This is a genomic window from Micromonospora sp. DT41, assembly GCF_049841715.1.
Lineage (GTDB): Bacteria > Actinomycetota > Actinomycetes > Mycobacteriales > Micromonosporaceae > Micromonospora > Micromonospora profundi.
In genome coordinates, this window is sequence record NZ_JBNCKU010000020.1 from 20,440 (window position 1) to 40,304 (window position 19,865).

Below are 19,865 nucleotides of genomic sequence, written 5' to 3' on the forward strand. Positions count from 1 at the left end.
GGGCGCGGAGTGAGCACGGCAGGTCAGCGGCGTTCGGCGGCGACCAGTTCGGCGAGCTGCACGGCGTTGAGCGCAGCACCCTTGCGCAGGTTGTCGTTGGAGCAGAACAGCGCCAACCCGTACTCGACGGTCTCGTCGGCGCGGATGCGTCCCACGTAGGTCGGGTCCTGACCGGCGGCCTGCAACGGCGTCGGCACGGCGGTCAACGCGACGCCGGGGGCGTCGGCGAGCAGTTCGTGGGCGCGCTGCGGGGTGATCGGCCGCGCGAACCGGGCGTTGATCTGGAGCGAGTGGCCCGTGAAGACCGGCACCCGGACGCAGGTGCCCGACACCTTCAGGTCGGGGATCTCCAGGATCTTGCGGCTCTCGTTGCGGAGCTTCTGCTCCTCGTCGGTCTCGAACGAGCCGTCGTCGACGATCGAGCCGGCCAGCGGGAGCACGTTGAAGGCGATCGGCTCGGCGAACGAGCGCGGCGCGGGGAATTCCACCGCCGAGCCGTCGAAGGCGAGGCCGGCGGCGTGCTCGGCGACCTTGCGGACCTGCTCGTCCAGCTCGGCGACGCCGGCCAGGCCGGCGCCGGAAACCGCCTGGTACGTCGAGACGACAAGCCCGACCAGGCCGGCCTCGGCGTGCAGCGGGCGCAGCACCGGCATCGCTGCCATTGTGGTGCAGTTGGGGTTGGCGATGATGCCCTTGGGGCGGTCGGCGGCGGCGTGTGGGTTGACCTCGGCGACCACGAGCGGCACCTGCGGGTCCATCCGGAAGGCCGACGAGTTGTCGATCACGACGGCGCCGGTTTCGGCCACGCGGGGCGCCAACTCCCTGGCCGTGCCCTTACCGGCCGAGAAGAGCACGATGTCCAGCCCCGCGTAGTCCGCGGTCGTGGCGTCCTCGACTGTCACCTCGCTGCCCCGCCAGGGCAACGTACGACCGGCGGACCGCGCCGAGGCGAACAATCGCACCTGCTCCGCCGGGAACTCACGGTCCGCCAGCACCTGCCGCATCACGCCACCGACCTGGCCGGTGGCCCCCACAATGCCGATCCTCATGCCCGCGAGGCTACCCAGCCCACCCCCGGGACCGGGAGCCCTTTCCCACCAGTCCCACATCACACCCGCCCGACCCCACCCCTTTGTCGATCATGAGGTTGTCGTCACGACACGCCGGGCGGTGTGACGACAACCTCATGATCAACGCAAGGAGGCCGGTCGGGGCGGGGGCGGGAGGGCGGTCAGGTGATCAGGTCGCCCAGGGACGCCGCTACCAGTTCGTCGCGGATCACGGCTGCGTCGCCCTCGATGACCAGGGTCAGCGCTTCCGGGTGCAGGTGGGTCGCGGCCGCGGCGGAGACCTGCGCCACGTCGGCGGAGAGCAGCGCCTCCCGCAGCCGGGCGTGGTAGTCGTCCGGCAGGTCGTGCACCACAAGCGTGGTCAACGCCGACGCGATGGCCCGTGGGCTCTGCAACTCGACGGACAGCTGCCCGGCCCGCCAGGAGCGGGCCACCGCCAGCTCGTCCTCGGTCACTCCCCCCTCCTGGGTACGGGTGATCTCCCCCACTGACTCGACAAGCGCCGGGACGGTGACAGCGGTCTGCACGCCGGAGCTGACAGCGAATCGGCCGAAGCGCCGGGACGAGGCGAACTCGCCCCTGATGCCGTACGTGTAGCCGCGCACCTCACGGATGAGGTGGTTGAGGCGGGAGGTGAACGCCCCGCCGAGCACAGTGCCGGCAAGCGTCATCGGTACGTGGTCGGGGTGCGACCGGTGCGGCGACGGGTGACCGAGCCGCAACGTCGACTGCACGGAGCCGGGCCGGTCCACGAGGATGATGCGCCGGCCGGTGTGCAAGGGCACCTCGATCGGGCCGCCCCGCTCGGCCGGGCCACCGCCGGTACCGGCGAAAGCCGCAGCGGCCAGCGCGTCCAGGTCGATCCGGTCCAGGTCACCGGCGACGATCAGGGTGCCGGGCCGCAGGAACCACTCGGAGTGGAAGACCGTCACGTCCTCCACGTCCAGGCCGGCCACCGAGTCCGGGTCCCCGTACATCGGTCGGCCCCACCGGCTGTCCAGCCCGTACAAATCCGCGCGCAGCGCCGCGTCGGCGCGCGGCCCCGGGTTGGCCCAGTCCATCCGCAGTGCGGTGGCCTCGTCGTCGCGGACCCGCCGGACGTCGGCCGGGTCCAGTCGCGGCGTCCGGACGGCCTCGGCGAGCAACTGCACGGCGGCGGTCAGCCGGTCCACCGGCACCTGGACGCTCACCTGGAACGAGTCCCAGTCCAGCCCGGTCACCAGTTCGGTGCCGAGCGCCTCGATGGCCAGCGCGTACGCGGTGGCGTCCCGCTGCGCGGTGCCCTCCTCCAGCGCCTTGGCCAGCACCCCGCCCAGGCCCTCCTTGCCGGGCTGCTCCCGGGCGGCGCCGGCGTCGAGCAGCAGCAGCGCGACGGCGAGGTTCTGCCCGGGCAGGTGCGCGGCGACCACCTGGCCGCCGGCCACCGTGCGGCGGACCACCGGCGGGAACCGGTACGGGCGAGCGGCACCCGGGCCGGGACGGTCGGCGATCAGCGTCATGCGGTCTCCTCGGGCAGGTAGGTCAGGGTCACCCGGTCGGCGGCGCCGAGCACCTCGGCGGCGGTCTCGGCGATCTGCTCGGCGGTCACCGCGAGCCAGGCGGGCAGCCGGTCGGCGGCTCGGGCGGGGTCGCCGAACTGGGTGGTGTACCTGCCGAGCGTGTCCGCTCGACCATCCACAGTCGACATCTGCCGCCACCACGCGGTGCTCAGCAACGCCTTCGCCCGGTCCAGTTCGGCGGCGGTCACCGGCACGGTGGCCAACTCGTCGACGACCTCGGCCAGCCCTTCGGTGAGCCGCTCGGCGCTGATGCCGGGGCGGGCGGTGGCGGTGGCGATCAGCGGTGCCGGGGCGTGTGCCAGGTCCACCCCGTACGCGCCGACCAGGTCGGGCTGGGCGATCCGCTCCCCGTCGGCCAGCCGCTGGTAGAGCCGGCTGCCCCGACCGCTGCCGAGCACTGTGGCGAGCACCGTGAGCACGTCGTACCCCGGGCTGCCGAACGGGTGACCACGGTGGGCGATGTAGACGCGGGGGGCCGGCACGTCGGCGGTCACCGTCTCCACCGCGGGTGTGCCGGTCGCCGGGACGTGGCGGCCGTCCGGAGCGGGTGGGATGTCCTCACGGGCGGGCAGCGCCCCGAAGTACTTGTCGGCAAGCGCGAACACCTCGGCGGCGTCGGCGTCACCGACGACGGTGAGGACCGCGTTGTTCGGCGCGTAGTACGTCTTGTGGAACGCCTGGAACGTGGCGAGGTCGGCGGCGTTCAGGTCGGCCATCGAGCCGATGGTCGCGTGATGGTACGGGTGCCCCGGCGGGTAGAGCAGCGGCAGCAGGCGCAGCCACGCGTCCCCGTACGGGACGTTCTCGTAGCGCTGCCGGCGCTCGTTCTTCACCACGTCACGCTGGTTGTCCAGGGTCTCCTGGGTCAGGGCGGGCACCAGGCCACCCATCCGGTCGGCCTCCAGCCAGAGCGCCAACTCCAGGTGCTCGGCGGGGACCGTCTCGAAGTAGTTGGTGCGGTCCGGGTTGGTGGTGGCGTTGAGTGAGCCGCCGGAGCCCTGGATCAGCTTCATGTGCTCGGTCTTGGCCACGTTCACCGAGCCCTCGAACATCAGGTGCTCGAAGAGGTGGGCGAAACCGGTCTGCCCAGCCGGCTCGTGCCGGGAGCCGACGTCGTACCAGAGGTTGACGGCCACCGCGGGTGCGGTGCGGTCCTCGCTCACCACCACGCGCAGGCCGTTGTCCAGTCGGGACGTCTCAATGGGCCAGGGGTAACCACTGTCGGGCATGACACGACGCTATCCGATCTCGCGGGCGGAAAGGTGACGTGTGGTCGGTCGGCGAGCCGACCGCATCGAGCCCTTTGGTCGGGGTATCGGAGGGGAATGACCGTAACCCCTCCCGCACGCCGGACGGCCGGGCCGGCCGCCACCGCCGTCGAGCGCGCCAGCGCCGCGCTCGGCCGGCTGCGCCGCGGCCGGCTGCTGCATCCGGCCGGTGCGTCGTTCGTCGCCGAGGTGACGATCTGGGGTACGCCCGGACCGCCCACCGGGGTCGGCCTGTTGGACGACCCCGGCCGGTACGGGGGCATCGTGCGACTCTCCAAGGGCACCCCCACGCCCGGCTCCTGGCCGGACGTGCTGGGCCTGGCACTGCGGGTGCACTTCGACAGCGGTCGCCCGTTCGACCTGCTGGTCAGCTCCAGCGGCGCGGCCCCGGTGCTGCGGTCGCTGCCGCTGCCTCGGCGGCGCTTCGCCGGGACGTACAGCACGATCGTGGGTTTTCGGGTGGGACGGCGGCGGCTCTGGCTGGCCGCGCTGGCCGACCCCGAGGCGGTCGACCTGGGTCGGAGCCTGGCCACGGTGGCCGCTGCGGCCCGGGCGGACGCGCCGCGACTGGTGCTCGCGGTCGCGTCCGCCGTGGGGCCGTGGCGGCCGGTCGGGCAGTTCAGCATCGGCGCCCGGCTGAGCGCCCGGGAGGATGCCGCGCTGGCCTTCGACCCGGTGCGCAACCTGCCGCCGGGGTTGCGGGCGGCCGGCCCGCTGGCCTGGCTGCGGGACCAGACCTACCGGGGGTCGCGTCGGGCGCGCGGCGCGTCCGGTCAGTCCGGCGGCTCGACGGCCACTGTCTGATCCGAGGTACGGCGCTCCAGCACCGTGTCGGGGGCCGCGTTCTGGTCCGCCTCCCGGATGTCCGACTCGGCGAGGATGGCCTCCGCCTGCGCCTCCGGGTCGTCGCTGCCGGCCGCCGCCTCTTCGGGTAGGAGGTGTGCGCGGGACTCCACCCGCTCCTGGTCGCTCTGCTCGTCAGTCATGGCACCCCTGTTACCCCGGCGGCGCGTCCGACACGCGGTGTTCTTGCCGCATCTTGGGACGACGGTCGCCTTGCGCAGCCGGTCGGGTACGCTCAGCTCGTGAGGTGTTCGTATCGATGGTTTAGGCAGCCGGCTTGCACGCCGGTGACTTCTCCATGATCTGACGTCACCGCTGACCAAGCCGGCCCGGGCAGGAGCTCTCGTTCCTGCCCTTTTGCGTACGAGCAGCCGGCTCGACCCGGGCACCGGCCCCGGGGCACGGTCGGCGGAAGGATGCCCCACCGTGACGACCCCTGAGACCGTTCGCGTCAGTGATCAACGGATCGAACGTGTCGTGCCGTTGACCACTCCCGCGTTGCTGCACCACGAGTTGCCACTGGATGCCTCGCTGGCCTCGGCCGTGTTGACCGGCCGCCGCGCGGTGAGCCGTGTGCTGGACCGCGAGGACGATCGCCTGCTGGTGGTGGTCGGCCCGTGCTCGGTGCACGACCCGGCCGCCGCCCTCGACTACGCCGAGCGTCTGCGCGTGGTCGCGGACCGGCTCTCCGACGACCTGTTGATCGTCATGCGCGTCTACTTCGAGAAGCCGCGCTCGACGGTGGGCTGGAAGGGCCTCATCAACGATCCGGGGCTGGACGGCAGCGGCGACGTCAACACCGGCCTGCGGCTCGCCCGCGCACTGCTGCTCGACGTGCTGCGCCTCGGCCTGCCGGTGGGCTGCGAGTTCCTCGACCCGATCTCGCCGCAGTACATCGCGGACCTTGTCGGCTGGGGGGCCATCGGCGCCCGCACCGTGGAGAGCCAGGTGCACCGGCAGCTCGCGTCCGGGCTGTCCATGCCGATCGGCATGAAGAACCGTCCCGACGGCAGCATCGGCACCGCCGTGGACGCGATCCGCGCCGCCGGTGTGCCGCACGTCTTCCCGGGTATCGACTTCTCCGGCACCCCGGCGATCATGCACACCCGGGGCAACACCGACGGGCACCTGGTGCTGCGCGGTGGCGGCGGTCGACCCAACTACGACGCCGAGTCGGTGGCCGGCGCGCTCGACCTGCTACGCGCCGCCGGGCTGCCGGAGCGGCTCGTCATCGACGCCAGCCACGCCAACAGCGGCAAGGACCACCGCAACCAGCCGAAGGTCGTCGCGGACGTGGCCGGCCAGATGGCCGACGGCCAGCGCGGAATCACCGGCGTGATGCTTGAGTCGTTCCTGCTGCCGGGCCGGCAGGATCTCGACCCGACCCGTGAGCTGGTGTACGGCCGTTCGGTCACCGACGCCTGCCTCGGTTGGGACGACACCGCCCAGGTGCTCGAACACCTGGCCACGGCCGTGCAGTCCCGCCGGGCCGCTCTGCCGGCCCGCGCCTGACGGTGTGACGGCGGTCACTGACCTGCCCGGAACACCGGCGGGGGTCGGTCCGTTGACAGAGGTGTCGGTGTGTCCAGTGTCCCCGGGCCTCACCTAAATAGCCCTCGCGGAATACCGTTCGGCTGGAGCCGCGTCGTGCCACTCGCCGAGAGGCGACCTGCACACCGACACCAGCGCCGCCCCCGGCCCTTCGGCCGGGGGCGGCGCTGTCTTTACCGGCGGGCGCCGCACCCTGCGCGAGCCGCTGGCGCGACGTTTGACCGATTCCGCCCCGGGTAGCTGATCCGCGTGACCGACGACGCATCAATTACCGGCGAGCCGGACACCCGAGCTCTAGACGACCTGCTCGACGACCTCTACCGGGGTCAGGAGCGGATCACCCAGGCGGACATCTACCGCCGGGCGGTCGCCGCCGAACTCCCGCCCGAGCTGCTCGCCCGGATCGACGCCCTGCCCGAGGGCGAGTACGCGGTGGACGAGGTAAGCGACCTGCTCGGCGGTTCCGTCGGGTGAGCGACCCCAGGAGGGACACCGACATGACGCACCACGAGGACCACGACGAGAAGGTGCCGGCGCTCGGCCAACCGCCGAAGGGCATGGACACCACGCCCGAGCCGGACTTCGCAAACGAACACGACAAGACGGCAGTCGACCGGGACATCATCACCGGGGCTGACGAGGACGAGCGGGAGCCGGAGTCGCCGCACGGCTGGTCCGGCATGCAGCGCTGACGCGCACACGAAAGCGGGGGTCGGCAGTACGGATGCCGGCCCCCGCTTTCGTGTGCGCGGTTCAGTCGTCGTCGTGGTGCCCGCCCTCGGCGGCCTGCTGCGCCGTCGCGTACGCCATCTGGAGGAAGTCGGAGGCGGCGACCGCGGTGAGCGCTGTCGCCACCAGCCGGGTCAGCCGGGGAGCAAGCACCAGACCACCGGTCAGCCCGGTGGCCACCCACACCGCCAGGCAGAACGGGCAGCTCAGCAGTTCCCCGATGGCGTGCCGGGTGGAGCTGCCGGAGTCACGGACCTGCTCCATCACCTCGCCGCTGCCGATCGGCCGGTCGTACCTGGTGAACGGCGCCCGCAGCGGGCTGGTCACCGCGTCCTTGGACAGCAGCCGACTCAGCTTGTGTGTGGCGATGGAGAGCAGCACCACGTCGGCTGGGGCGGGGCGCTCGGGCACCGGCCGACCGGTTGCCTTGACCAGACCGGCGAGCGCTCCGGTCACTCCGGCGTAGGTGCCCATCGCCACCAGGTAGCCGCCGAGCGGCCGATGTTCGTGTGGCGCGTACGCCCGGCGCAGCCGCGCCACCCTGTGTCGCAGGCCCGTGTCGGTCACCCGTTCTCCTCGCATGTCGTGAAGGTGCGGTATCAGCCGGCCTGGAGGTTGTCGGCGACCTCACGGACGAGGTTGGCCAACGCCTCGTCCGCGAGTTGGTCCGGACCCGAGCCGCCCGCGCCGTCGGTCAGGTCGAGTTCGATCCGCGCGCCACCGCTGTCCGCGGGATGGACCCGCAGTTCCGCGGACCAGTCGGTGTCGTCCCAGCGGGCCCGCAGTTCCTCGCCGTCGATCTCGGCGGCGGGGCTGCCGTCGCCGCGCAACGGCTCGGGCAGCCACGCCGAGGCCCGGGACGGGTCGGTGGCCGTGTTGAAGACCACCTCCGGCGGCGCGGACATGCCTCGTACCGCATGGGCCGCCATCAGTCGTCCCGCAGGCGACTCGGGTCGACCTCGCGGCCCGGGTGGCGGGCCAGGTACTCGGTTTCGAGCTCGGCCGTGCGCCTCAGGTGGTTGGCGAGGGCGGAGTCCGAGGCGTGCCGGAGGGTGTCCAGCCGCGTGCGGTGCAGGCTGTGCATCTCGCGGATCAGATCCTCGTCGGTCAGCTCCGTCGGGTCGACGCCGAGCGTTCCGCCGTCGAGATCCGCGCCGCCCGGGTCGGCGAACTGGTCGCCGCCCCACTCGGGCACCCGCTGCTCCGGGCTCATGTCCGTGCTGCCGCTGGACGCAAAACCGTCCTCACGTACCGATCCGGTCATCATCGCCCCCCTGGGTTCGTTTGGGCTGGCGTCTAGACGGATGCCCAAAGCCGGTGCCGCCAAACCATCCCGACGACGCGACGACTACGACACGGTGTCGGAGATCGGCACGGTGCCCGGTACCCTCGACGCCATGAGGTGGCTCTGGACCCCGGCGTGGATCGCACGCCACGTGGCCATGGTCGTGCTGGTCGTGAGCTTCCTCGGGCTGGGCTGGTGGCAGATCAGCCGGGCCACCGCCGGCAACAGCATCAGCTGGGGGTACGCCGTCGAGTGGCCGGTCTTCGCCGGCTTCGTGGTCTACGTCTGGTGGCGGGAGGTACGGCTGGCCCGCCGCAGCGCGGAGGCGACAGCCGAGTCACCGGCCGACGCAGCCGACCCGGCTGCCGACGCGACGGCGGCCGAGTCGACGCCGGCCGCGACCACCGGGTCCCGCCCGGCGGTACGCCGGCCGGTCCGGGTGTCCCGGGTGCCGGCGACGGCCCCGCCCGCCGAGGACGCCGACCTGGCCGCCTACAACGACTACCTGTCATGGTTGAACGCCAATCCGGGTGCCCGGCCCGGTGACTACCCCGGCTGAGCCGGGTTCGGAAGGACGGACGACGGTGGGCGCAGCCCTTACCCGGTACCGCGTGATCGCCTGGATCGTGGGCGTCGCGCTGATCCTGCTGGTCGTGATCGGCATGCCGCTGAAGTACGGGTTCGACCGCCCGATCGTTGTGGAGACGGTGGGGCAGGCCCACGGCTTCCTCTACATGCTCTACCTGCTGGCCGCGTTCGACCTGAGCCGCCGGGCCGAGTGGCCGTTGAAGCGGATGCTCCTGGTGATGCTTGCCGGCACCGTGCCGTTCGTCTCGTTCTACGCCGAGCGCCGGGTCACCGGCTGGCTGGACAAGCCGGCCGCGCGTACGCCGGAGCCGGTCGCCAGCTGACCGCAGCCCTGCGGGCGGTCAACGGCTGGGCCGCCACGGGTCAGCCGAGGCGACCGGGTCCACCCAGCCGCCGTACCTGTTGACTTCCCGGGCTCGCAGCAACGCCCGGGTGACCTGACCGAACTGCCGCTCGTCGTCGGCGCTGAACAGCAGCACCTCGGCGCCCCGGTGCCATCCCCACAGCTCGTACGGCGGTGGACGCCAGCGGTCGCCGACCAGTGCCAGCGCCGCGGGCAGCAGGAACACCGCACCGAGAATGAGGTACGCCCCGGCGGTCAGCCGTTCCAGGCCGCCGGTGAAGCCGAGCAGCAGACCGACCGCACCGATCATGGACGCGGTGGCCACGACGGCCCGGACGGCGATCCGGTCGTGCGGGCCTCGGGTGGTGCGCAGGTGGGTCAGGTCGACGATGCGGTAACTGGTGCGGCCGACGGTGAACCGGTCGACGGTGACGATGATGCCGGGTCGCGCGTACAGCAGTGTCGACCGGGCACCGGGCACCGTTCGTTGCGGTCGCGTCGTTGCGCCTTCACGATTCACGGGTCCTCCCCCCGAGGGGCGATCCGCCGGGGGCCCACCAGCCGCGGGCATCGTCGTCTGTCGACGGGATTCCCGGCTCCGGCCTCCATTGTGTTCGGGCGCCGCCAGCCCACCTGGGCATTTACCGGCTTCCGACAGCTCACCCACACGGGCGACATCGTTACGAAACAGCATCCATTTCAGGTTTTGTCGGGTATCGCGGCCGCCCATCCGACGGCATACGCCCGGAACGACGAAAGTCAGAAACCAGTCAATAGCCGACAGAAGGGATTTGGCGTCGCCTCCACTCGTGTTCACCAGCCACGATCGCGCCAGGCGACGCAATGGTCCTTCACGTCACTCCGCCAACATTCGCCCCTACTTCAACTGCGGGTTTCAGGCGTCCCGGGTTAGGTTGTTCGAGCCGGTCTGGCCCAGTGCCGTCCACCCGGGTGGCCCCAGCCGGTGTCGCCGAGGCGTCAGCAGCGCCGTCGGCGACCGTGGGAGAGGGGCCTTTCGCTCTTGTCATCCCTGAGATACCTGCTGCGCACCGTGGCGCTGGTCGGCATGTCGGCCGCGCTGATCGCGCCAACGGCGGTGGCTCACGCCGAGCCGTCCCCGGCCGACCTGACCCGCCGGATCGAGGCCTCCTCGACCGAGTTGGAGCGGGTCGTGGAGTCGTACAACAAGCTCAACGAGGAGATCAAGGCCAACAAGGCCACGGTGGCCCAACTACAGGCCCGCATCGGCCCGCTGGAGCAACAGGCCGAGCAGAGCCGGGCCGACGTCGCCCAACTGGCCAACTCCGCGTACAAGAGTGGTGGCCTGCGGACCGCGGACGCCCTGCTGCGGCCCGGCGGTTCCGCTGCGCTGCTGGATCGACTCGGCACGCTCGACCAGTTGACCCGCCAGCGGCAGGCGCGCATCTCCGGCTTCACCGCCAACCAGCAGCGGTTACTGGACGAGAAGTCGCGTCTGGACGCCACGCTGGCCCGGCAGGCCGTGCAGGCCCGCGAACTCGCCGCAGGCAAGAAGCGCATCGAAAACGACCTGGCCAAGCTCTACGAGCTACGTCGCCAGGCGTACGGATCGGCCACCGAACGGCCCGCGCCCAAGACGGCGAAGACCGAGGCCAAGAACGTGCCCGCGGTGTCCGGTGCTGCCGGCACGGCGGTGCGCTACGCCTTCGGCGCGCTCGGCAAGCCGTACGTGTGGGCTGCCGACGGACCTAACGGCTACGACTGCTCCGGGCTCACCTCGGCGGCCTGGCGGGCCGCCGGCAAGTCGCTGCCGCACAACACGCGCATGCAGTGGGGCGCGGTGAGCCACATCAGCAAGGGCGACCTGCGGCCGGGAGACCTGGTCTTCTACAGCGGGCTCGGGCACGTCGCCCTATACGTGGGTGGCGGCCAGGTGATCGACGCACCGAGCGCCGGCCGCAACGTGCTCAAACGCGGCATGAACATGATGCCGATCCAGGGCTACGGCCGAGTCCGCTAGCCCGACCCGAATACGGCGAACGGCCGGCGTCCCCCTATCGGACGCCGGCCGTTCGCCGTCATTACTACCAGGTCAGGCGGCCTGCAGCCCTTCCGCGCGGGCAAGCTCACGCAGCCGGCCGAGGGCCTGGATCTCCAGCTGGCGGATCCGCTCACGCGACAGCGAGAACCGCGACGCGACCTCGGTGAGCGAGTGCTCGCGGCCGTCCTCGAGGCCGTAACGGGCCCGCATGATGCCGGCCGAACGGTCGTCGAGGTGGTTGAGCAGACCCTCGATGCGCTGCCGCTCCAGCCCGCTGAGGACGATGTCCTCCGGCGACGGCGCGTCGCTGTCGGCGACCAGGTCGCCCAGGTTGGTGTCACCGTCGTCGCCGACCGGAGTGTCGAGCGACACGGTGTCCTGCGACCAGCGGCGCAGCTCGTTGACCCGCTCGACGGTGACGCCGAGCGATGCCGCGATCTGCTCCGGCTCCGGGTCGGCACCCAGCTCACGGGTGAGCTGCCGGGCCACGTTGCGCATCCGGTTGACGTCCTCCACCAGGTGCACGGGCAGTCGCACGGTGCGCTCCTGCTGGGCGATCGCCCGGCTGATGGCCTGACGGATCCACCAGGTGGCGTAGGTGGAGAACTTGTAGCCACGCTCGTAGTCGAACTTCTCGACCGCCCGGACGAGGCCGGTGTTGCCCTCCTGGATCAGGTCCAGCATGGGCATGCCCGAGCGCACGTAGCGGCGGGCGATCGACACGACCAGTCGCAGGTTGGCGCGGATGAAGAGGTCCTTCGCGCGCTCACCCTCGACGACCAGCCACTCCAGGTCGGTCCGGTCGACCCCGTCGGGAACGGCGTCCTCACCGAGCAGGTGCTCGGCGTACAGGCCAGCCTCGATCGCCTTGGAGAGGTCGACCTCCTTGGCGGCGTCCAGCAGTGGCGTCCGGGAGATCTCGTGCAGGTAGACGCCGACCAGGTCGCGCTCCTCGGCCACCTCGTCGGTGCGCATGCCGATGTTCTTGTCCACGTTGCCCACGGTCCCCTCGCTCGCGCCGGTTGCCCGGTTCCTTGCCATTCCCCACGTCGGTCAGCCCCTGGTAACTTCTGCTGTGCCCATCGGTGCTGACACCTACACAACAGATAAGACGTCTCGGGGATTCCATGTCGTGAGTCGAAAGTGTCACGAATGCCTGAGTAGTTGCTGAGAGCACGGTCCATGTTCGCTGTCAGCACCCGCCCGGGTAACTCGCCGCTGGGCACCTCAAACGGGTTGGCGGGTCGACGAAATCGCCGAACACCCCGCACCATGGCAACACCGCCCGCGGCGGGGGCACAGCGACCCGGGTCACCACCGTGCTGCGATCCTGGTCACTGCCAAACACGTACCGGCGGGCCGGTCGGTTCATCCACTGGGGGTGTTATTACCCCCCGCCCCGATGAACAATCCGGAGCCCCGTTCGCTTCCCGGCGTGCAGGGCCTCAGGAGGCGAGCAGTGCGAGGGCGCCGCGCACCTGATCGGCGGAGCGCGCCAACGCGGCCCGCGCGGCAGCGACCTCGGCGCCGGAGACCAGCGAGACCAGTGCCGTCTTCAGATCACCATCGGCCTCGTTGAGGGCCCGCCGGCAAACCTCCTCGGAGCATCCGGTCGCCTCCATCAGGATCGAGATCATTCGGCCACGAAGCTTCGCGTTTGTGGCCACCATATCGATCATGAGGTTCGAGTAGACCCGACCCAGGCGCACCATGACGGCGGTTGAGAACGTGTTGAGCACCAACTTCTGCGCTGTGCCCGCCTTCATCCGGGTCGACCCCGTGACCACCTCGGGTCCGGTGTCCACCCCTATGAACACGTCGACGGACCGGGCCGCCTCCGCCTCCGGATTGGCGCAGAGCAGCACCGTCGAGGCACCCGTGGCGCCGGACGCGGCGAGCGCCCCGAGGACGTACGGGGTGCGCCCGCTGGCCGCGAGACCGACCACGAGGTCACCCGCACGCACACATCCGGCGGCCTCGACCGCGCCGCCCTGATCGTCGTCCTCGGCGTCCTCCACTGCCCGCCACATCGCGTCCGGCCCGCCCGCGAGGTGCGCACAGAACCAGTGCCGGGGCGAGTTGAACGTGGGTGCCAGCTCGGCCGCGTCGAGGACGCCCAGCCGACCCGAGGTGCCGGCCCCGAAGTAGTGCACCCGGTGGCCACCACGCAGCGCCGCGACGGCCAGGTCGACAGTGGCGGCGATCTCGTCGAGCACCGCGGCGACCGCCGCCGGCACCCGCCGGTCGGCTTCGTTGATGACGGTGAGCACGTCCCGGGTCGACATCAGGTCGAGGTCGACGCTCAGCGGGTTACGCCGTTCCGTGGGGGCACCCACCCGGACGGCCGGGCGGACGGGCGGTGCTGACATGGCCTCGTCCGGCTCCACCGCACCGGGCGTCATGCCCGCCTCCGGTTGGCACCCACCCGGTGCGACTGGACCGCCTCGGCGGTCGCCTCGAGGGCTTTGCGGGCGCGGGACCTGTTGCGGGCGGCCACCCCGACGAAGAGACAGTCGACCACTGTGAGCTGGGCCAGCCGGCTGGCTGTGGCACCGGAGCGGTAGGTCGTCTCCCGAGCCGCCGTGGTCAGCACGAAGTCGGCCACCTCGGTGATCGGCGACCGCGGGAAGTTGGTGAGCGCCACGGTGCTGGCGCCCCGCGTACGCGCCTGCTCCAGCACCTCGATGACGTCGGAGGTGGTGCCGGTGTGCGAGATGCCGATCGCGATGTCGCCTCGGCCGAGCAGCGCGGCGGACGTCAGCGCGGTGTGCACGTCGGGAAAGTAGAAGGCGATCCGCCCGATGCGGTGCAGCTTCTGCTGGAAGTCGGAAGCGACGAACCCACTGGCGCCGGCGCCGTAGATGTCGATGCGACCGGCACCGTTGATGGCCTCGACCACCTGCTCGCAGATAGCGGGGTCGAGTTGCTCGGCGGTCTCCTCGACCGCGCGGGCGTCGTTGAACGCGATGGTGGCGATGATCTGGGCGAGGTCGGCGCCGGGCGGGATGTCACCGCCGACGACCCTGGCGTCCGGCGGCTCGATCCGGCGGGCAGCCTCGGCGGCGAGCCGGATGCGCAGCTGCGGGTAACCGTCCATGCCCACCGAACGGCAGAACCGGATGACTGTCGCCTCGGACGTCTCCGCTGCGGTGGCGAGGTCGGTGATCGTCCGCCGGGCGGCGGCGGCCGGATCGGACACGACCAGCCGGGCGACCCGCTGCTCGGCAGGCGACAGCGACGGCAGCAGCCCACTGATGTGGACGATCAGCCCACCGGGCTCGTGATTCGCAGAAATCTTCGGACTCTTCGCCACGGATGAAACTTACTTTCACCAGGCGGAAGCGTCAACCACGACTCCACGTGTTGGGCAAAACACTGCCGAACCGGCCGGGTCCCTCCGGCCAAGCGTGCCACCGTCCAGACAGCACCGCCTCCCCCACCGGGTCCGGCCACTGCACCATACGGCGTTTCAGGTGCGGCGATCCGGGCCCAGCCGGCCCGTACGGCCCCCTCGGTCGACCGCACCGGCCAGGTCATCCCCGCGAGACGCTAGCGTGACCGCATGGCGGAACGCAGTGTGCTTGTCACCGGAGGCGCGGGCGGGCTGGGCGGGGCGGTCACCAGCACCTTCCTGGCGGCGGGTTGGCGTGTGGTCGTACCCGAGCGGCAGAGTCGGCCCGGGCCGGAGCCGGCGGCGGACGGTCTGGTCCGCCTGGCCGCGGACCTGAGCGACCCCGCGGGCGCTGCCCGCGCGGTCGAGGCCGCCACCGCCGACGCCGCCGCGCCGCTGCGGGCCGTGGTCAACCTTGTCGGCGGGTACGCCAGCAGCGGGCTTGTGCACGAAACGCCGGTCGAGGAGTTCGAGCGGATGCTCACCGTCAACCTGCGACCGACCTACCTGGTCACCCAGGCCGCATTGCCGCACCTCGTTGCCGCCGGCGGCGGCGCGGTCGTCTGCGTGTCGTCCCGCGCGGCCCTCGCCCCGTTCCCCGGGGCGGCCGGCTACGTCACGGCGAAGGCGGCGGTGCTCGCCTTTGCCAACGCGGTAGCTGTGGAGTACCGGTCCCGGAACGTCCGCTGCAACACAGTGCTGCCAAGCGTCATCGACACGCCCGCGAACCGGGCCGCCCAACCCGACGCCGACCACTCCCGCTGGGTCTCCCCGACCGAGATCGCGCCGGTGATCCACTTTCTGGCATCGGCCGATTCCGCGCCGACAAGCGGTGCCAGCGTCCCGGTCTACGGACGCGCCTGAGCCACAAGCGGGCCGGTGCCGACGCGCTCGGAGCGTTGCACCACCGGCGCGACGGGTGGCCCGTCCGGCAGCGGTGGAGCATCGAACGACTGCGGGAACGGGTCGGAGCCAACGCCCGAGGGCAGCCAGGCCGTGAGGTGCGCCCGGATCTGCTCGGTCACCTCATCGGCCGGACGACCGGCGTCCACAAGCACGAAGGTCGGATACTCGGGAAGCGTCCGGTACGCAGTGTCCGCCGCGGTGAGCCAGCCCATCGTCTCGTGGTCGGTGCCCCGACGCTCGATGCGCTGGTACGCCTCCGCCGGGTCGACGGCGAGCAGGAACGTCACCTGCGGTGTCGGGAACAGTCGGTAGCCGGCGCGGGCCAGCCGCTCCCACCGCTGCCCGCCATGCGCCCGGATGCTGGCGTACTGGCAGGCCGAATAGCGGTCCATCACCGCCGTGCGGCCGGTGAGCAGGCAGCTGATCAGTGCGATGGCGATGGCGCACCAACGCAGCACGGACTCCACAGCCAGGACGCCGTCGCGCCCCACGAGCCGCTGCGCGTCCGGACGGCCGAGCCGCTGCGCGACCCGGCCGAGCCAGCGACGCCCGCTGGCGTTGCGGCGGTAGGTGGCGGGGCGACCGGCGGCGGTCAGCGCGTCGGCCAGCCGGTGCGCCTGGGTCGTCTTGCCCGAGCCGTCGATGCCGATCAGTGCGATGGTGCGTAATCGGGTAGTGCCACGTCGCATCCCCGGTGATCTGGCCACCCTTGACAGGTTATCCGACCCACGCTCATCTCTGCGAGGTTTGTCGCGCTTCGTCCCCGTTGATCCCCGACCGCTACCTCGCCAGGTGTGGGCAACCGGAATGCCGGGTACGGAAGTTCGATCCAGCCGCCTGTCCACGAACATGACCGACGGGAGACCCAGATGGCCGAGCGCGGGGACGAGAGTCTGGTGCACACCCTCAAGAAGGTCGCCGCCGTGCTCAAGCAGTCCGAGATCCCGTTCGCCCTGGGCGGCAGCTTCGCCGTCTACGCGCACGGGGGCCACTCGAGCGATCACGACGTCGACTTCCTGATCCGTGAGGCCGACGTCGAACGGTCGCTGGAGGCCCTGGTGGCTGCCGGCTTCCGCGCCGAGCGCCCGCCGGAGGACTGGCTCGTCAAGGTCTTCGACGACGAGCGGATGGTCGATCTGATCCACCGGCCGATCGAGACCCCGGTGACCGAGGAGACGTTCGCCGACACGGTCGTGCGTCCGGTGGACGCCATCCAGATGCCGGTCCTGTCCGCCACCCAGCTCATGGTGCACAAGTTGCTGAGCTTCTCCCAGCACTACTGCGACTTCGCCCGCGGCCTGCCACTGGCCCGGTCGCTGCGGGAGCAGATCGACTGGGAACGGGTACGCAAGGAGACGCAGCACTCCCCGTACGCGGAGGCGTTCCTGGTGCTGCTGGACCGGCTGGAGGTGGTGCCGGACAGCGGCACCCAGGCAGGAGAGGGGACACCGTGACGCACGATCGCGACACCGGCGCCGGGCCACCACCGGACGAGTACGTCGAGGCGGAGATCCAACGGCTGCTCACCGAGGATCCCGCAGTCGCCGAACAGGGGATCACCGTGGTCCGACGGGAGGACACCCTCGTGCTCAACGGCGAGGTGGAGAGCCCACACCGGCGCGAGGAGATCATGCGCCGAGTGGCCGAGCGCTTCCCGGACGTGCCGATCACCAGCGACATCGGGGTGATCCGCGCCCAGGCGCCCACGGAGATCGAGCAACTGCCCTGAGGGAGGTTCGATGGTGATCCGGATAGCCGCCGTGGGTGACGTGCATCTGGACGAGGACGTCGTCGGTCGGTTCCGCCCGGCGTTGGAGGAGCTGCCGGACTGCGCCGACGTGCTACTGCTGGCCGGAGACCTGACCCGGCACGGCACCGAGGCCGAGGCGCGCTGCGTGGCGCAGGAGTTCGGTGGCCTCGCCGTGCCGGTGGTGACCGTGCTGGGCAACCACGACCACCAGTGTGACCAGGTGCCACAGGTGGTAAAGGTGCTCGAAGACGCGGGCATCACGGTGCTTGAGGGCAACGGTGTGGTGCTTGACTGCGCCGGGGGCCGGCTCGGCATCGCCGGCGTGAAGGGCTTCGGCGGCGGGTTCGCGGGGCGCTGCGCGAGCGACTTCGGCGAGCCGGAGATGAAGGCGTTCGTCCGGACCACGAACGAGAGCGCGGAGAGCCTCGGCGCTGCGCTGCGCTCACTGGACTGCGACATGCTCGTCGCGCTGACCCACTACGCCCCGGTGCCGGACACCCTGGTCGGCGAGCCGCTGGAGATCTACCCGTTCCTGGGCTCGTACCAGTTGGGGCAGGCCATCGACTCGGCACCCACAGCGCTTGCCGTGCACGGCCACGCGCACGCGGGCACCGAGCGCGGAACCACCCCCGGTGGGGTGCGTGTCCGCAACGTGGCGCACCCGGTGATCAAGCAGGCGTACAGCGTGTTCCATGTCGGCGATCAACTCGACACCGACCAGGTTTCCAGAATCGGCGGGTCGGGTAGTCAGAGGTCATGGAGCTGATTCTTTGGATTCTCGCAGTCGTACTCGTGGTCGCCGGCATCCTCGCGCTGTTCCGCCGGCAGATCCTGTGGGGCGTCGTCCTCATCGTTGTCGGGCTGTTGGTCGGCCCGGGTGGTGTCAGCATCTTCAATTGACGTCCGCATCAACCAACACACCGGGACCCGTCGGGGCCGCCGGCGACCGGAGCCCCGTCCTCCCGACAGGGGCACCGGCCGCGGCGGCCCCGGCGCCGTTTGCGCCAGGTGACGCCGTTGTGGCCGCTGCGCCGTCGACGCCCGGCTTGGCGCCGGTTTGACCGGCAGCTGAACAGGAAATATCTCGACCATGGAGACAACTCGGCAGGCGCGACCCACCACCGGCCGGCGATCCTGGTTCGCCCTTGCCGGCTTCGCGGCGGCGGTCTTCGTCGCGGCCGCGATCGGCGGGCTGGGTGTGCAGGGCACCACCGGCGAGTACGCGAGCCTGCAACAGCCCAGCTGGGCGCCGCCCTCCTGGCTGTTCGGCCCGGTCTGGTCGGCGCTGTACGCGCTGATCGCGGTGGCCGGTTGGCTGGTCTGGCGGCGCGTCGGCTTCTCCCCCGCGCTCTGGGCGTGGACCGCCCAGTTGGTGCTCAACGCGATCTGGACCCCGCTGTTCTTCGGCGCCGGCCAGTACGGACTGGCGTTCGCGGAGATCGTGCTGATGTGGCTGGCGATCGGGGTGACAGTGGTGCTCTTCGCCCGGGTGTCCCGGGTCGCGATGGCGTTGATGCTGCCCTACTGGGCCTGGGTCACCTTCGCCGCCGCGCTGAACCTGTCGATCTGGCAGCTGAACTCCTGAACCGCGTCGGGTCTCCGGTCGGCAGTGCCGGCCGGAGACCCTGATCGCCCCCGTCAGCAGCGGGGCACGTTCGGGATGTATCCGTCGTGGCCGGTGTAGACGTACGCGTCGGCGATGAAGCGTCCGCTGCCGATGCGGTCCCAGATCGTGCTGGTGCCGTAGGTGCCGGTGACGCTAGTGCCGCTGGTCTGGCAGGCGATCGTCACCTTGGCGCCGTCGGCGACGGTGCCCACCGAGGCGTACCCGGTGCCCGGGCCGGAGCGCACGGTCAGCGGCGTACCGCTGGTGTCGACGGTGCCCGAGCCGGCACCCGAACTGCAACCGTTGCCACTCGTGTAGTTCTTGGTGCCCCAGTAGAGCGCCAGGCTGCCGTTGAACCGGACCTGGATGTCGCTGCCGTTGAGGCGCTGCTCGTAGTGCAGGTGCGGCCCGCTGGATCCACCGGTGCTGCCGACCCAGCCGATGACCTTGCCGTAGCCGACCGTCTGCCCGACCGAGACGTTGAATCCGTTGAGGTGGGCGTAGTAGGTGGTGTAGCCCCCGCCGTGGTTGATCCGGACGTACTTGCCGTAGCTGGTGTTACCGAGGTTGGTCACCACGTCGACGGTGCCGGGGGCGCTGGCCACCACCGGATCGCCGACGTCGTCGGTGCGGTTGAAGTCGATGGCGTACGCCGGGCTGTGCCCTGACCGGGTCTGCCCGGACCAGGTCTGGCCGCAGGGGAAGGGCACCCTGAAGGTCGGAGCGGCCATCGCCGGGCTGACCGGCGTGAGGACTCCCGCGACGAGCACAGCCGTCGCCAACAGGCTCATCCACCTCTTACGCATACAGCACCTCCTATGTTGAAAACCTTCGATGTAGTGGCATCAGCCTGACAGATATTGCCAATCTTCGAAAGAGGTCTGGGAGCGCGCCCAGCGCGGGTTTCAAGGTTTCTGGATTGTTACTCGCTCGTGTCTGACTGGGGGTGGACCAGA

26 protein-coding genes are annotated in these 19,865 nt (G+C 70.9%); 13 read left to right on the forward strand and 13 right to left on the reverse strand.

What is annotated here, in order from left to right; genetic code table 11:
• Window positions 1–23: 23 nt before the first annotated feature.
• The 3 genes from ACLQ23_RS27595 to ACLQ23_RS27605 all read right to left on the reverse strand — a co-directional run bounded on the left by ACLQ23_RS27595 (window position 24) and on the right by ACLQ23_RS27605 (window position 3,858).
• Window positions 24–1,049 carry an aspartate-semialdehyde dehydrogenase gene (locus tag ACLQ23_RS27595; protein WP_355593882.1) on the reverse strand — a complete coding sequence of 342 codons (1,026 nt, stop codon included), beginning with the start codon at window positions 1,047–1,049 and terminating at the stop codon, window positions 24–26.
• Window positions 1,050–1,231: 182 nt separating this feature from the next.
• Window positions 1,232–2,569: a M16 family metallopeptidase gene (locus tag ACLQ23_RS27600; protein WP_355593880.1), complete on the reverse strand. Its 1,338-nt coding sequence runs from the start codon at window positions 2,567–2,569 to the stop codon at window positions 1,232–1,234.
• The gene (locus ACLQ23_RS27605; RefSeq protein WP_334550422.1) at window positions 2,566–3,858 is read right to left on the reverse strand and encodes a pitrilysin family protein; all 1,293 of its coding nucleotides are present in this window, start codon (window positions 3,856–3,858) and stop codon (window positions 2,566–2,568) included. Before ACLQ23_RS27605 ends, ACLQ23_RS27600 begins: the two co-directional genes overlap by 4 nt.
• A gap of 96 nt (window positions 3,859–3,954) precedes the next feature.
• On the opposite strand from ACLQ23_RS27605, the gene ACLQ23_RS27610 reads away from it, so the two are divergent.
• Entirely contained in the window at window positions 3,955–4,701 is a 747-nt protein-coding gene (locus ACLQ23_RS27610) for a phosphodiesterase (protein ID WP_425735721.1), read from the forward strand.
• On the opposite strand, the gene ACLQ23_RS27615 is transcribed toward ACLQ23_RS27610, so the two are convergent.
• Complete coding sequence (locus ACLQ23_RS27615; protein ID WP_053653055.1) at window positions 4,671–4,883, reverse strand: hypothetical protein; 213 nt, start codon at window positions 4,881–4,883, stop codon at window positions 4,671–4,673. The genes ACLQ23_RS27610 and ACLQ23_RS27615 overlap by 31 nt on opposite strands.
• 283 nt (window positions 4,884–5,166) lie before the next feature.
• Here ACLQ23_RS27615 and ACLQ23_RS27620 point away from each other — a divergent pair, with 283 nt between their 5' ends.
• The 3 genes from ACLQ23_RS27620 (at window position 5,167) to ACLQ23_RS27630 (ending at window position 6,983) form a co-directional block, all read left to right on the forward strand.
• Complete coding sequence (locus tag ACLQ23_RS27620; RefSeq protein WP_355593875.1) at window positions 5,167–6,252, forward strand: 3-deoxy-7-phosphoheptulonate synthase; 1,086 nt, start codon at window positions 5,167–5,169, stop codon at window positions 6,250–6,252.
• A gap of 279 nt (window positions 6,253–6,531) precedes the next feature.
• Window positions 6,532–6,765 carry a hypothetical protein gene (locus tag ACLQ23_RS27625; protein WP_377671804.1) on the forward strand — a complete coding sequence of 78 codons (234 nt, stop codon included), beginning with the start codon at window positions 6,532–6,534 and terminating at the stop codon, window positions 6,763–6,765.
• A gap of 23 nt (window positions 6,766–6,788) precedes the next feature.
• Window positions 6,789–6,983, forward strand: a complete 195-nt coding sequence (locus ACLQ23_RS27630) for a hypothetical protein (RefSeq protein ID WP_088987953.1) — start codon at window positions 6,789–6,791, stop codon at window positions 6,981–6,983.
• A 61-nt stretch (window positions 6,984–7,044) separates the two neighbouring features.
• Here ACLQ23_RS27630 and ACLQ23_RS27635 read toward each other — a convergent pair whose 3' ends face one another.
• From ACLQ23_RS27635 to ACLQ23_RS27645, 3 genes are read right to left on the reverse strand one after another with little or no spacing between them, the layout of a single operon-like run.
• Window positions 7,045–7,587, reverse strand: coding sequence for a DUF1360 domain-containing protein (locus tag ACLQ23_RS27635; RefSeq protein ID WP_355593871.1), 543 nt, complete (start codon window positions 7,585–7,587; stop codon window positions 7,045–7,047).
• Window positions 7,588–7,619: 32 nt separating this feature from the next.
• Window positions 7,620–7,949, reverse strand: coding sequence for a hypothetical protein (locus ACLQ23_RS27640; protein WP_355593869.1), 330 nt, complete (start codon window positions 7,947–7,949; stop codon window positions 7,620–7,622).
• The gene (locus tag ACLQ23_RS27645) at window positions 7,949–8,287 is read right to left on the reverse strand and encodes a DUF6158 family protein (RefSeq protein ID WP_167942952.1); all 339 of its coding nucleotides are present in this window, start codon (window positions 8,285–8,287) and stop codon (window positions 7,949–7,951) included. The genes ACLQ23_RS27640 and ACLQ23_RS27645 overlap by 1 nt, the downstream gene beginning before the upstream one ends.
• Window positions 8,288–8,417: 130 nt before the next feature.
• On the opposite strand from ACLQ23_RS27645, the gene ACLQ23_RS27650 reads away from it, so the two are divergent.
• Together ACLQ23_RS27650 and ACLQ23_RS27655 are read left to right on the forward strand one after the other, a co-directional pair.
• Complete coding sequence (locus tag ACLQ23_RS27650; RefSeq protein ID WP_355593867.1) at window positions 8,418–8,864, forward strand: hypothetical protein; 447 nt, start codon at window positions 8,418–8,420, stop codon at window positions 8,862–8,864.
• Between the two features lie 25 nt (window positions 8,865–8,889).
• Window positions 8,890–9,216, forward strand: coding sequence for a DUF3817 domain-containing protein (locus tag ACLQ23_RS27655; RefSeq protein WP_053653062.1), 327 nt, complete (start codon window positions 8,890–8,892; stop codon window positions 9,214–9,216).
• Between the two features lie 18 nt (window positions 9,217–9,234).
• On the opposite strand, the gene ACLQ23_RS27660 is transcribed toward ACLQ23_RS27655, so the two are convergent.
• On the reverse strand, window positions 9,235–9,756 hold the full coding sequence (locus ACLQ23_RS27660) for a DUF6232 family protein (RefSeq protein WP_355593865.1): 522 nt from the start codon (window positions 9,754–9,756) through the stop codon (window positions 9,235–9,237).
• A gap of 501 nt (window positions 9,757–10,257) precedes the next feature.
• Between ACLQ23_RS27660 and ACLQ23_RS27665 the strand changes: the two genes are divergently transcribed.
• On the forward strand, window positions 10,258–11,235 hold the full coding sequence (locus ACLQ23_RS27665; RefSeq protein WP_355593863.1) for a C40 family peptidase: 978 nt from the start codon (window positions 10,258–10,260) through the stop codon (window positions 11,233–11,235).
• A gap of 72 nt (window positions 11,236–11,307) precedes the next feature.
• On the opposite strand, the gene ACLQ23_RS27670 is transcribed toward ACLQ23_RS27665, so the two are convergent.
• The 3 genes from ACLQ23_RS27670 to ACLQ23_RS27680 all read right to left on the reverse strand — a co-directional run bounded on the left by ACLQ23_RS27670 (window position 11,308) and on the right by ACLQ23_RS27680 (window position 14,569).
• The gene (locus tag ACLQ23_RS27670; protein ID WP_053653065.1) at window positions 11,308–12,297 is read right to left on the reverse strand and encodes a sigma-70 family RNA polymerase sigma factor; all 990 of its coding nucleotides are present in this window, start codon (window positions 12,295–12,297) and stop codon (window positions 11,308–11,310) included.
• Between the two features lie 404 nt (window positions 12,298–12,701).
• Window positions 12,702–13,658, reverse strand: a complete 957-nt coding sequence (locus tag ACLQ23_RS27675; protein ID WP_355593861.1) for an N-acetylmuramic acid 6-phosphate etherase — start codon at window positions 13,656–13,658, stop codon at window positions 12,702–12,704.
• Complete coding sequence (locus tag ACLQ23_RS27680; protein WP_355593859.1) at window positions 13,655–14,569, reverse strand: MurR/RpiR family transcriptional regulator; 915 nt, start codon at window positions 14,567–14,569, stop codon at window positions 13,655–13,657. The genes ACLQ23_RS27675 and ACLQ23_RS27680 overlap by 4 nt, the downstream gene beginning before the upstream one ends.
• A gap of 249 nt (window positions 14,570–14,818) precedes the next feature.
• Here ACLQ23_RS27680 and ACLQ23_RS27685 point away from each other — a divergent pair, with 249 nt between their 5' ends.
• On the forward strand, window positions 14,819–15,511 hold the full coding sequence (locus tag ACLQ23_RS27685; RefSeq protein ID WP_425881352.1) for an SDR family NAD(P)-dependent oxidoreductase: 693 nt from the start codon (window positions 14,819–14,821) through the stop codon (window positions 15,509–15,511).
• Here ACLQ23_RS27685 and ACLQ23_RS27690 read toward each other — a convergent pair.
• A complete protein-coding gene (locus tag ACLQ23_RS27690) occupies window positions 15,496–16,242 on the reverse strand; it encodes a dTMP kinase (protein WP_355594014.1) in 747 nt (248 codons plus the stop codon). The genes ACLQ23_RS27685 and ACLQ23_RS27690 overlap by 16 nt on opposite strands.
• A 138-nt stretch (window positions 16,243–16,380) precedes the next feature.
• Between ACLQ23_RS27690 and ACLQ23_RS27695 the strand changes: the two genes are divergently transcribed.
• The 5 genes from ACLQ23_RS27695 to ACLQ23_RS27715 all read left to right on the forward strand — a co-directional run bounded on the left by ACLQ23_RS27695 (window position 16,381) and on the right by ACLQ23_RS27715 (window position 18,888).
• Window positions 16,381–17,007 (forward strand): nucleotidyltransferase, encoded by a 627-nt coding sequence (locus tag ACLQ23_RS27695; RefSeq protein ID WP_355594012.1) that lies wholly within the window; start codon window positions 16,381–16,383, stop codon window positions 17,005–17,007.
• Complete coding sequence (locus tag ACLQ23_RS27700) at window positions 17,004–17,282, forward strand: hypothetical protein (RefSeq protein ID WP_355593855.1); 279 nt, start codon at window positions 17,004–17,006, stop codon at window positions 17,280–17,282. Before ACLQ23_RS27695 ends, ACLQ23_RS27700 begins: the two co-directional genes overlap by 4 nt.
• 10 nt (window positions 17,283–17,292) lie before the next feature.
• Window positions 17,293–18,069: a metallophosphoesterase family protein gene (locus tag ACLQ23_RS27705; RefSeq protein WP_053653071.1), complete on the forward strand. Its 777-nt coding sequence runs from the start codon at window positions 17,293–17,295 to the stop codon at window positions 18,067–18,069.
• Window positions 18,060–18,203 (forward strand): GPGG-motif small membrane protein, encoded by a 144-nt coding sequence (locus tag ACLQ23_RS27710; RefSeq protein WP_165947907.1) that lies wholly within the window; start codon window positions 18,060–18,062, stop codon window positions 18,201–18,203. The genes ACLQ23_RS27705 and ACLQ23_RS27710 overlap by 10 nt, the downstream gene beginning before the upstream one ends.
• Window positions 18,204–18,393: 190 nt before the next feature.
• Complete coding sequence (locus ACLQ23_RS27715; RefSeq protein WP_355593853.1) at window positions 18,394–18,888, forward strand: TspO/MBR family protein; 495 nt, start codon at window positions 18,394–18,396, stop codon at window positions 18,886–18,888.
• Window positions 18,889–18,941: 53 nt separating this feature from the next.
• Here the strand turns inward: ACLQ23_RS27715 and ACLQ23_RS27720 are convergent, their stop codons facing one another.
• Window positions 18,942–19,715, reverse strand: a complete 774-nt coding sequence (locus tag ACLQ23_RS27720; RefSeq protein ID WP_355629887.1) for a peptidoglycan DD-metalloendopeptidase family protein — start codon at window positions 19,713–19,715, stop codon at window positions 18,942–18,944.
• Window positions 19,716–19,865 lie beyond the last annotated feature (150 nt).

Bases quoted from the DNA above. Each gene is read 5' to 3' on its own strand.
- ACLQ23_RS27595 (WP_355593882.1), bottom strand. From the start codon at position 1,049: ATGAGGATCGGCATTGTGGGGGCCACCGGCCAGGTCGGTGGCGTGATG.
- ACLQ23_RS27600 (WP_355593880.1), bottom strand. From the start codon at position 2,569: ATGACGCTGATCGCCGACCGTCCCGGCCCGGGTGCCGCTCGCCCGTAC.
- ACLQ23_RS27605 (WP_334550422.1), bottom strand. From the start codon at position 3,858: ATGCCCGACAGTGGTTACCCCTGGCCCATTGAGACGTCCCGACTGGAC.
- ACLQ23_RS27610 (WP_425735721.1), top strand. From the start codon at position 3,955: ATGACCGTAACCCCTCCCGCACGCCGGACGGCCGGGCCGGCCGCCACC.
- ACLQ23_RS27615 (WP_053653055.1), bottom strand. From the start codon at position 4,883: ATGACTGACGAGCAGAGCGACCAGGAGCGGGTGGAGTCCCGCGCACAC.
- ACLQ23_RS27630 (WP_088987953.1), top strand. From the start codon at position 6,789: ATGACGCACCACGAGGACCACGACGAGAAGGTGCCGGCGCTCGGCCAA.
- ACLQ23_RS27640 (WP_355593869.1), bottom strand. From the start codon at position 7,949: ATGGCGGCCCATGCGGTACGAGGCATGTCCGCGCCGCCGGAGGTGGTC.
- ACLQ23_RS27645 (WP_167942952.1), bottom strand. From the start codon at position 8,287: ATGATGACCGGATCGGTACGTGAGGACGGTTTTGCGTCCAGCGGCAGC.
- ACLQ23_RS27650 (WP_355593867.1), top strand. From the start codon at position 8,418: ATGAGGTGGCTCTGGACCCCGGCGTGGATCGCACGCCACGTGGCCATG.
- ACLQ23_RS27670 (WP_053653065.1), bottom strand. From the start codon at position 12,297: ATGGCAAGGAACCGGGCAACCGGCGCGAGCGAGGGGACCGTGGGCAAC.
- ACLQ23_RS27675 (WP_355593861.1), bottom strand. From the start codon at position 13,658: ATGACGCCCGGTGCGGTGGAGCCGGACGAGGCCATGTCAGCACCGCCC.
- ACLQ23_RS27685 (WP_425881352.1), top strand. From the start codon at position 14,819: ATGGCGGAACGCAGTGTGCTTGTCACCGGAGGCGCGGGCGGGCTGGGC.
- ACLQ23_RS27690 (WP_355594014.1), bottom strand. From the start codon at position 16,242: ATGCGACGTGGCACTACCCGATTACGCACCATCGCACTGATCGGCATC.
- ACLQ23_RS27705 (WP_053653071.1), top strand. From the start codon at position 17,293: ATGGTGATCCGGATAGCCGCCGTGGGTGACGTGCATCTGGACGAGGAC.
- ACLQ23_RS27710 (WP_165947907.1), top strand. From the start codon at position 18,060: ATGGAGCTGATTCTTTGGATTCTCGCAGTCGTACTCGTGGTCGCCGGC.
- ACLQ23_RS27715 (WP_355593853.1), top strand. From the start codon at position 18,394: ATGGAGACAACTCGGCAGGCGCGACCCACCACCGGCCGGCGATCCTGG.
- ACLQ23_RS27720 (WP_355629887.1), bottom strand. From the start codon at position 19,715: ATGCGTAAGAGGTGGATGAGCCTGTTGGCGACGGCTGTGCTCGTCGCG.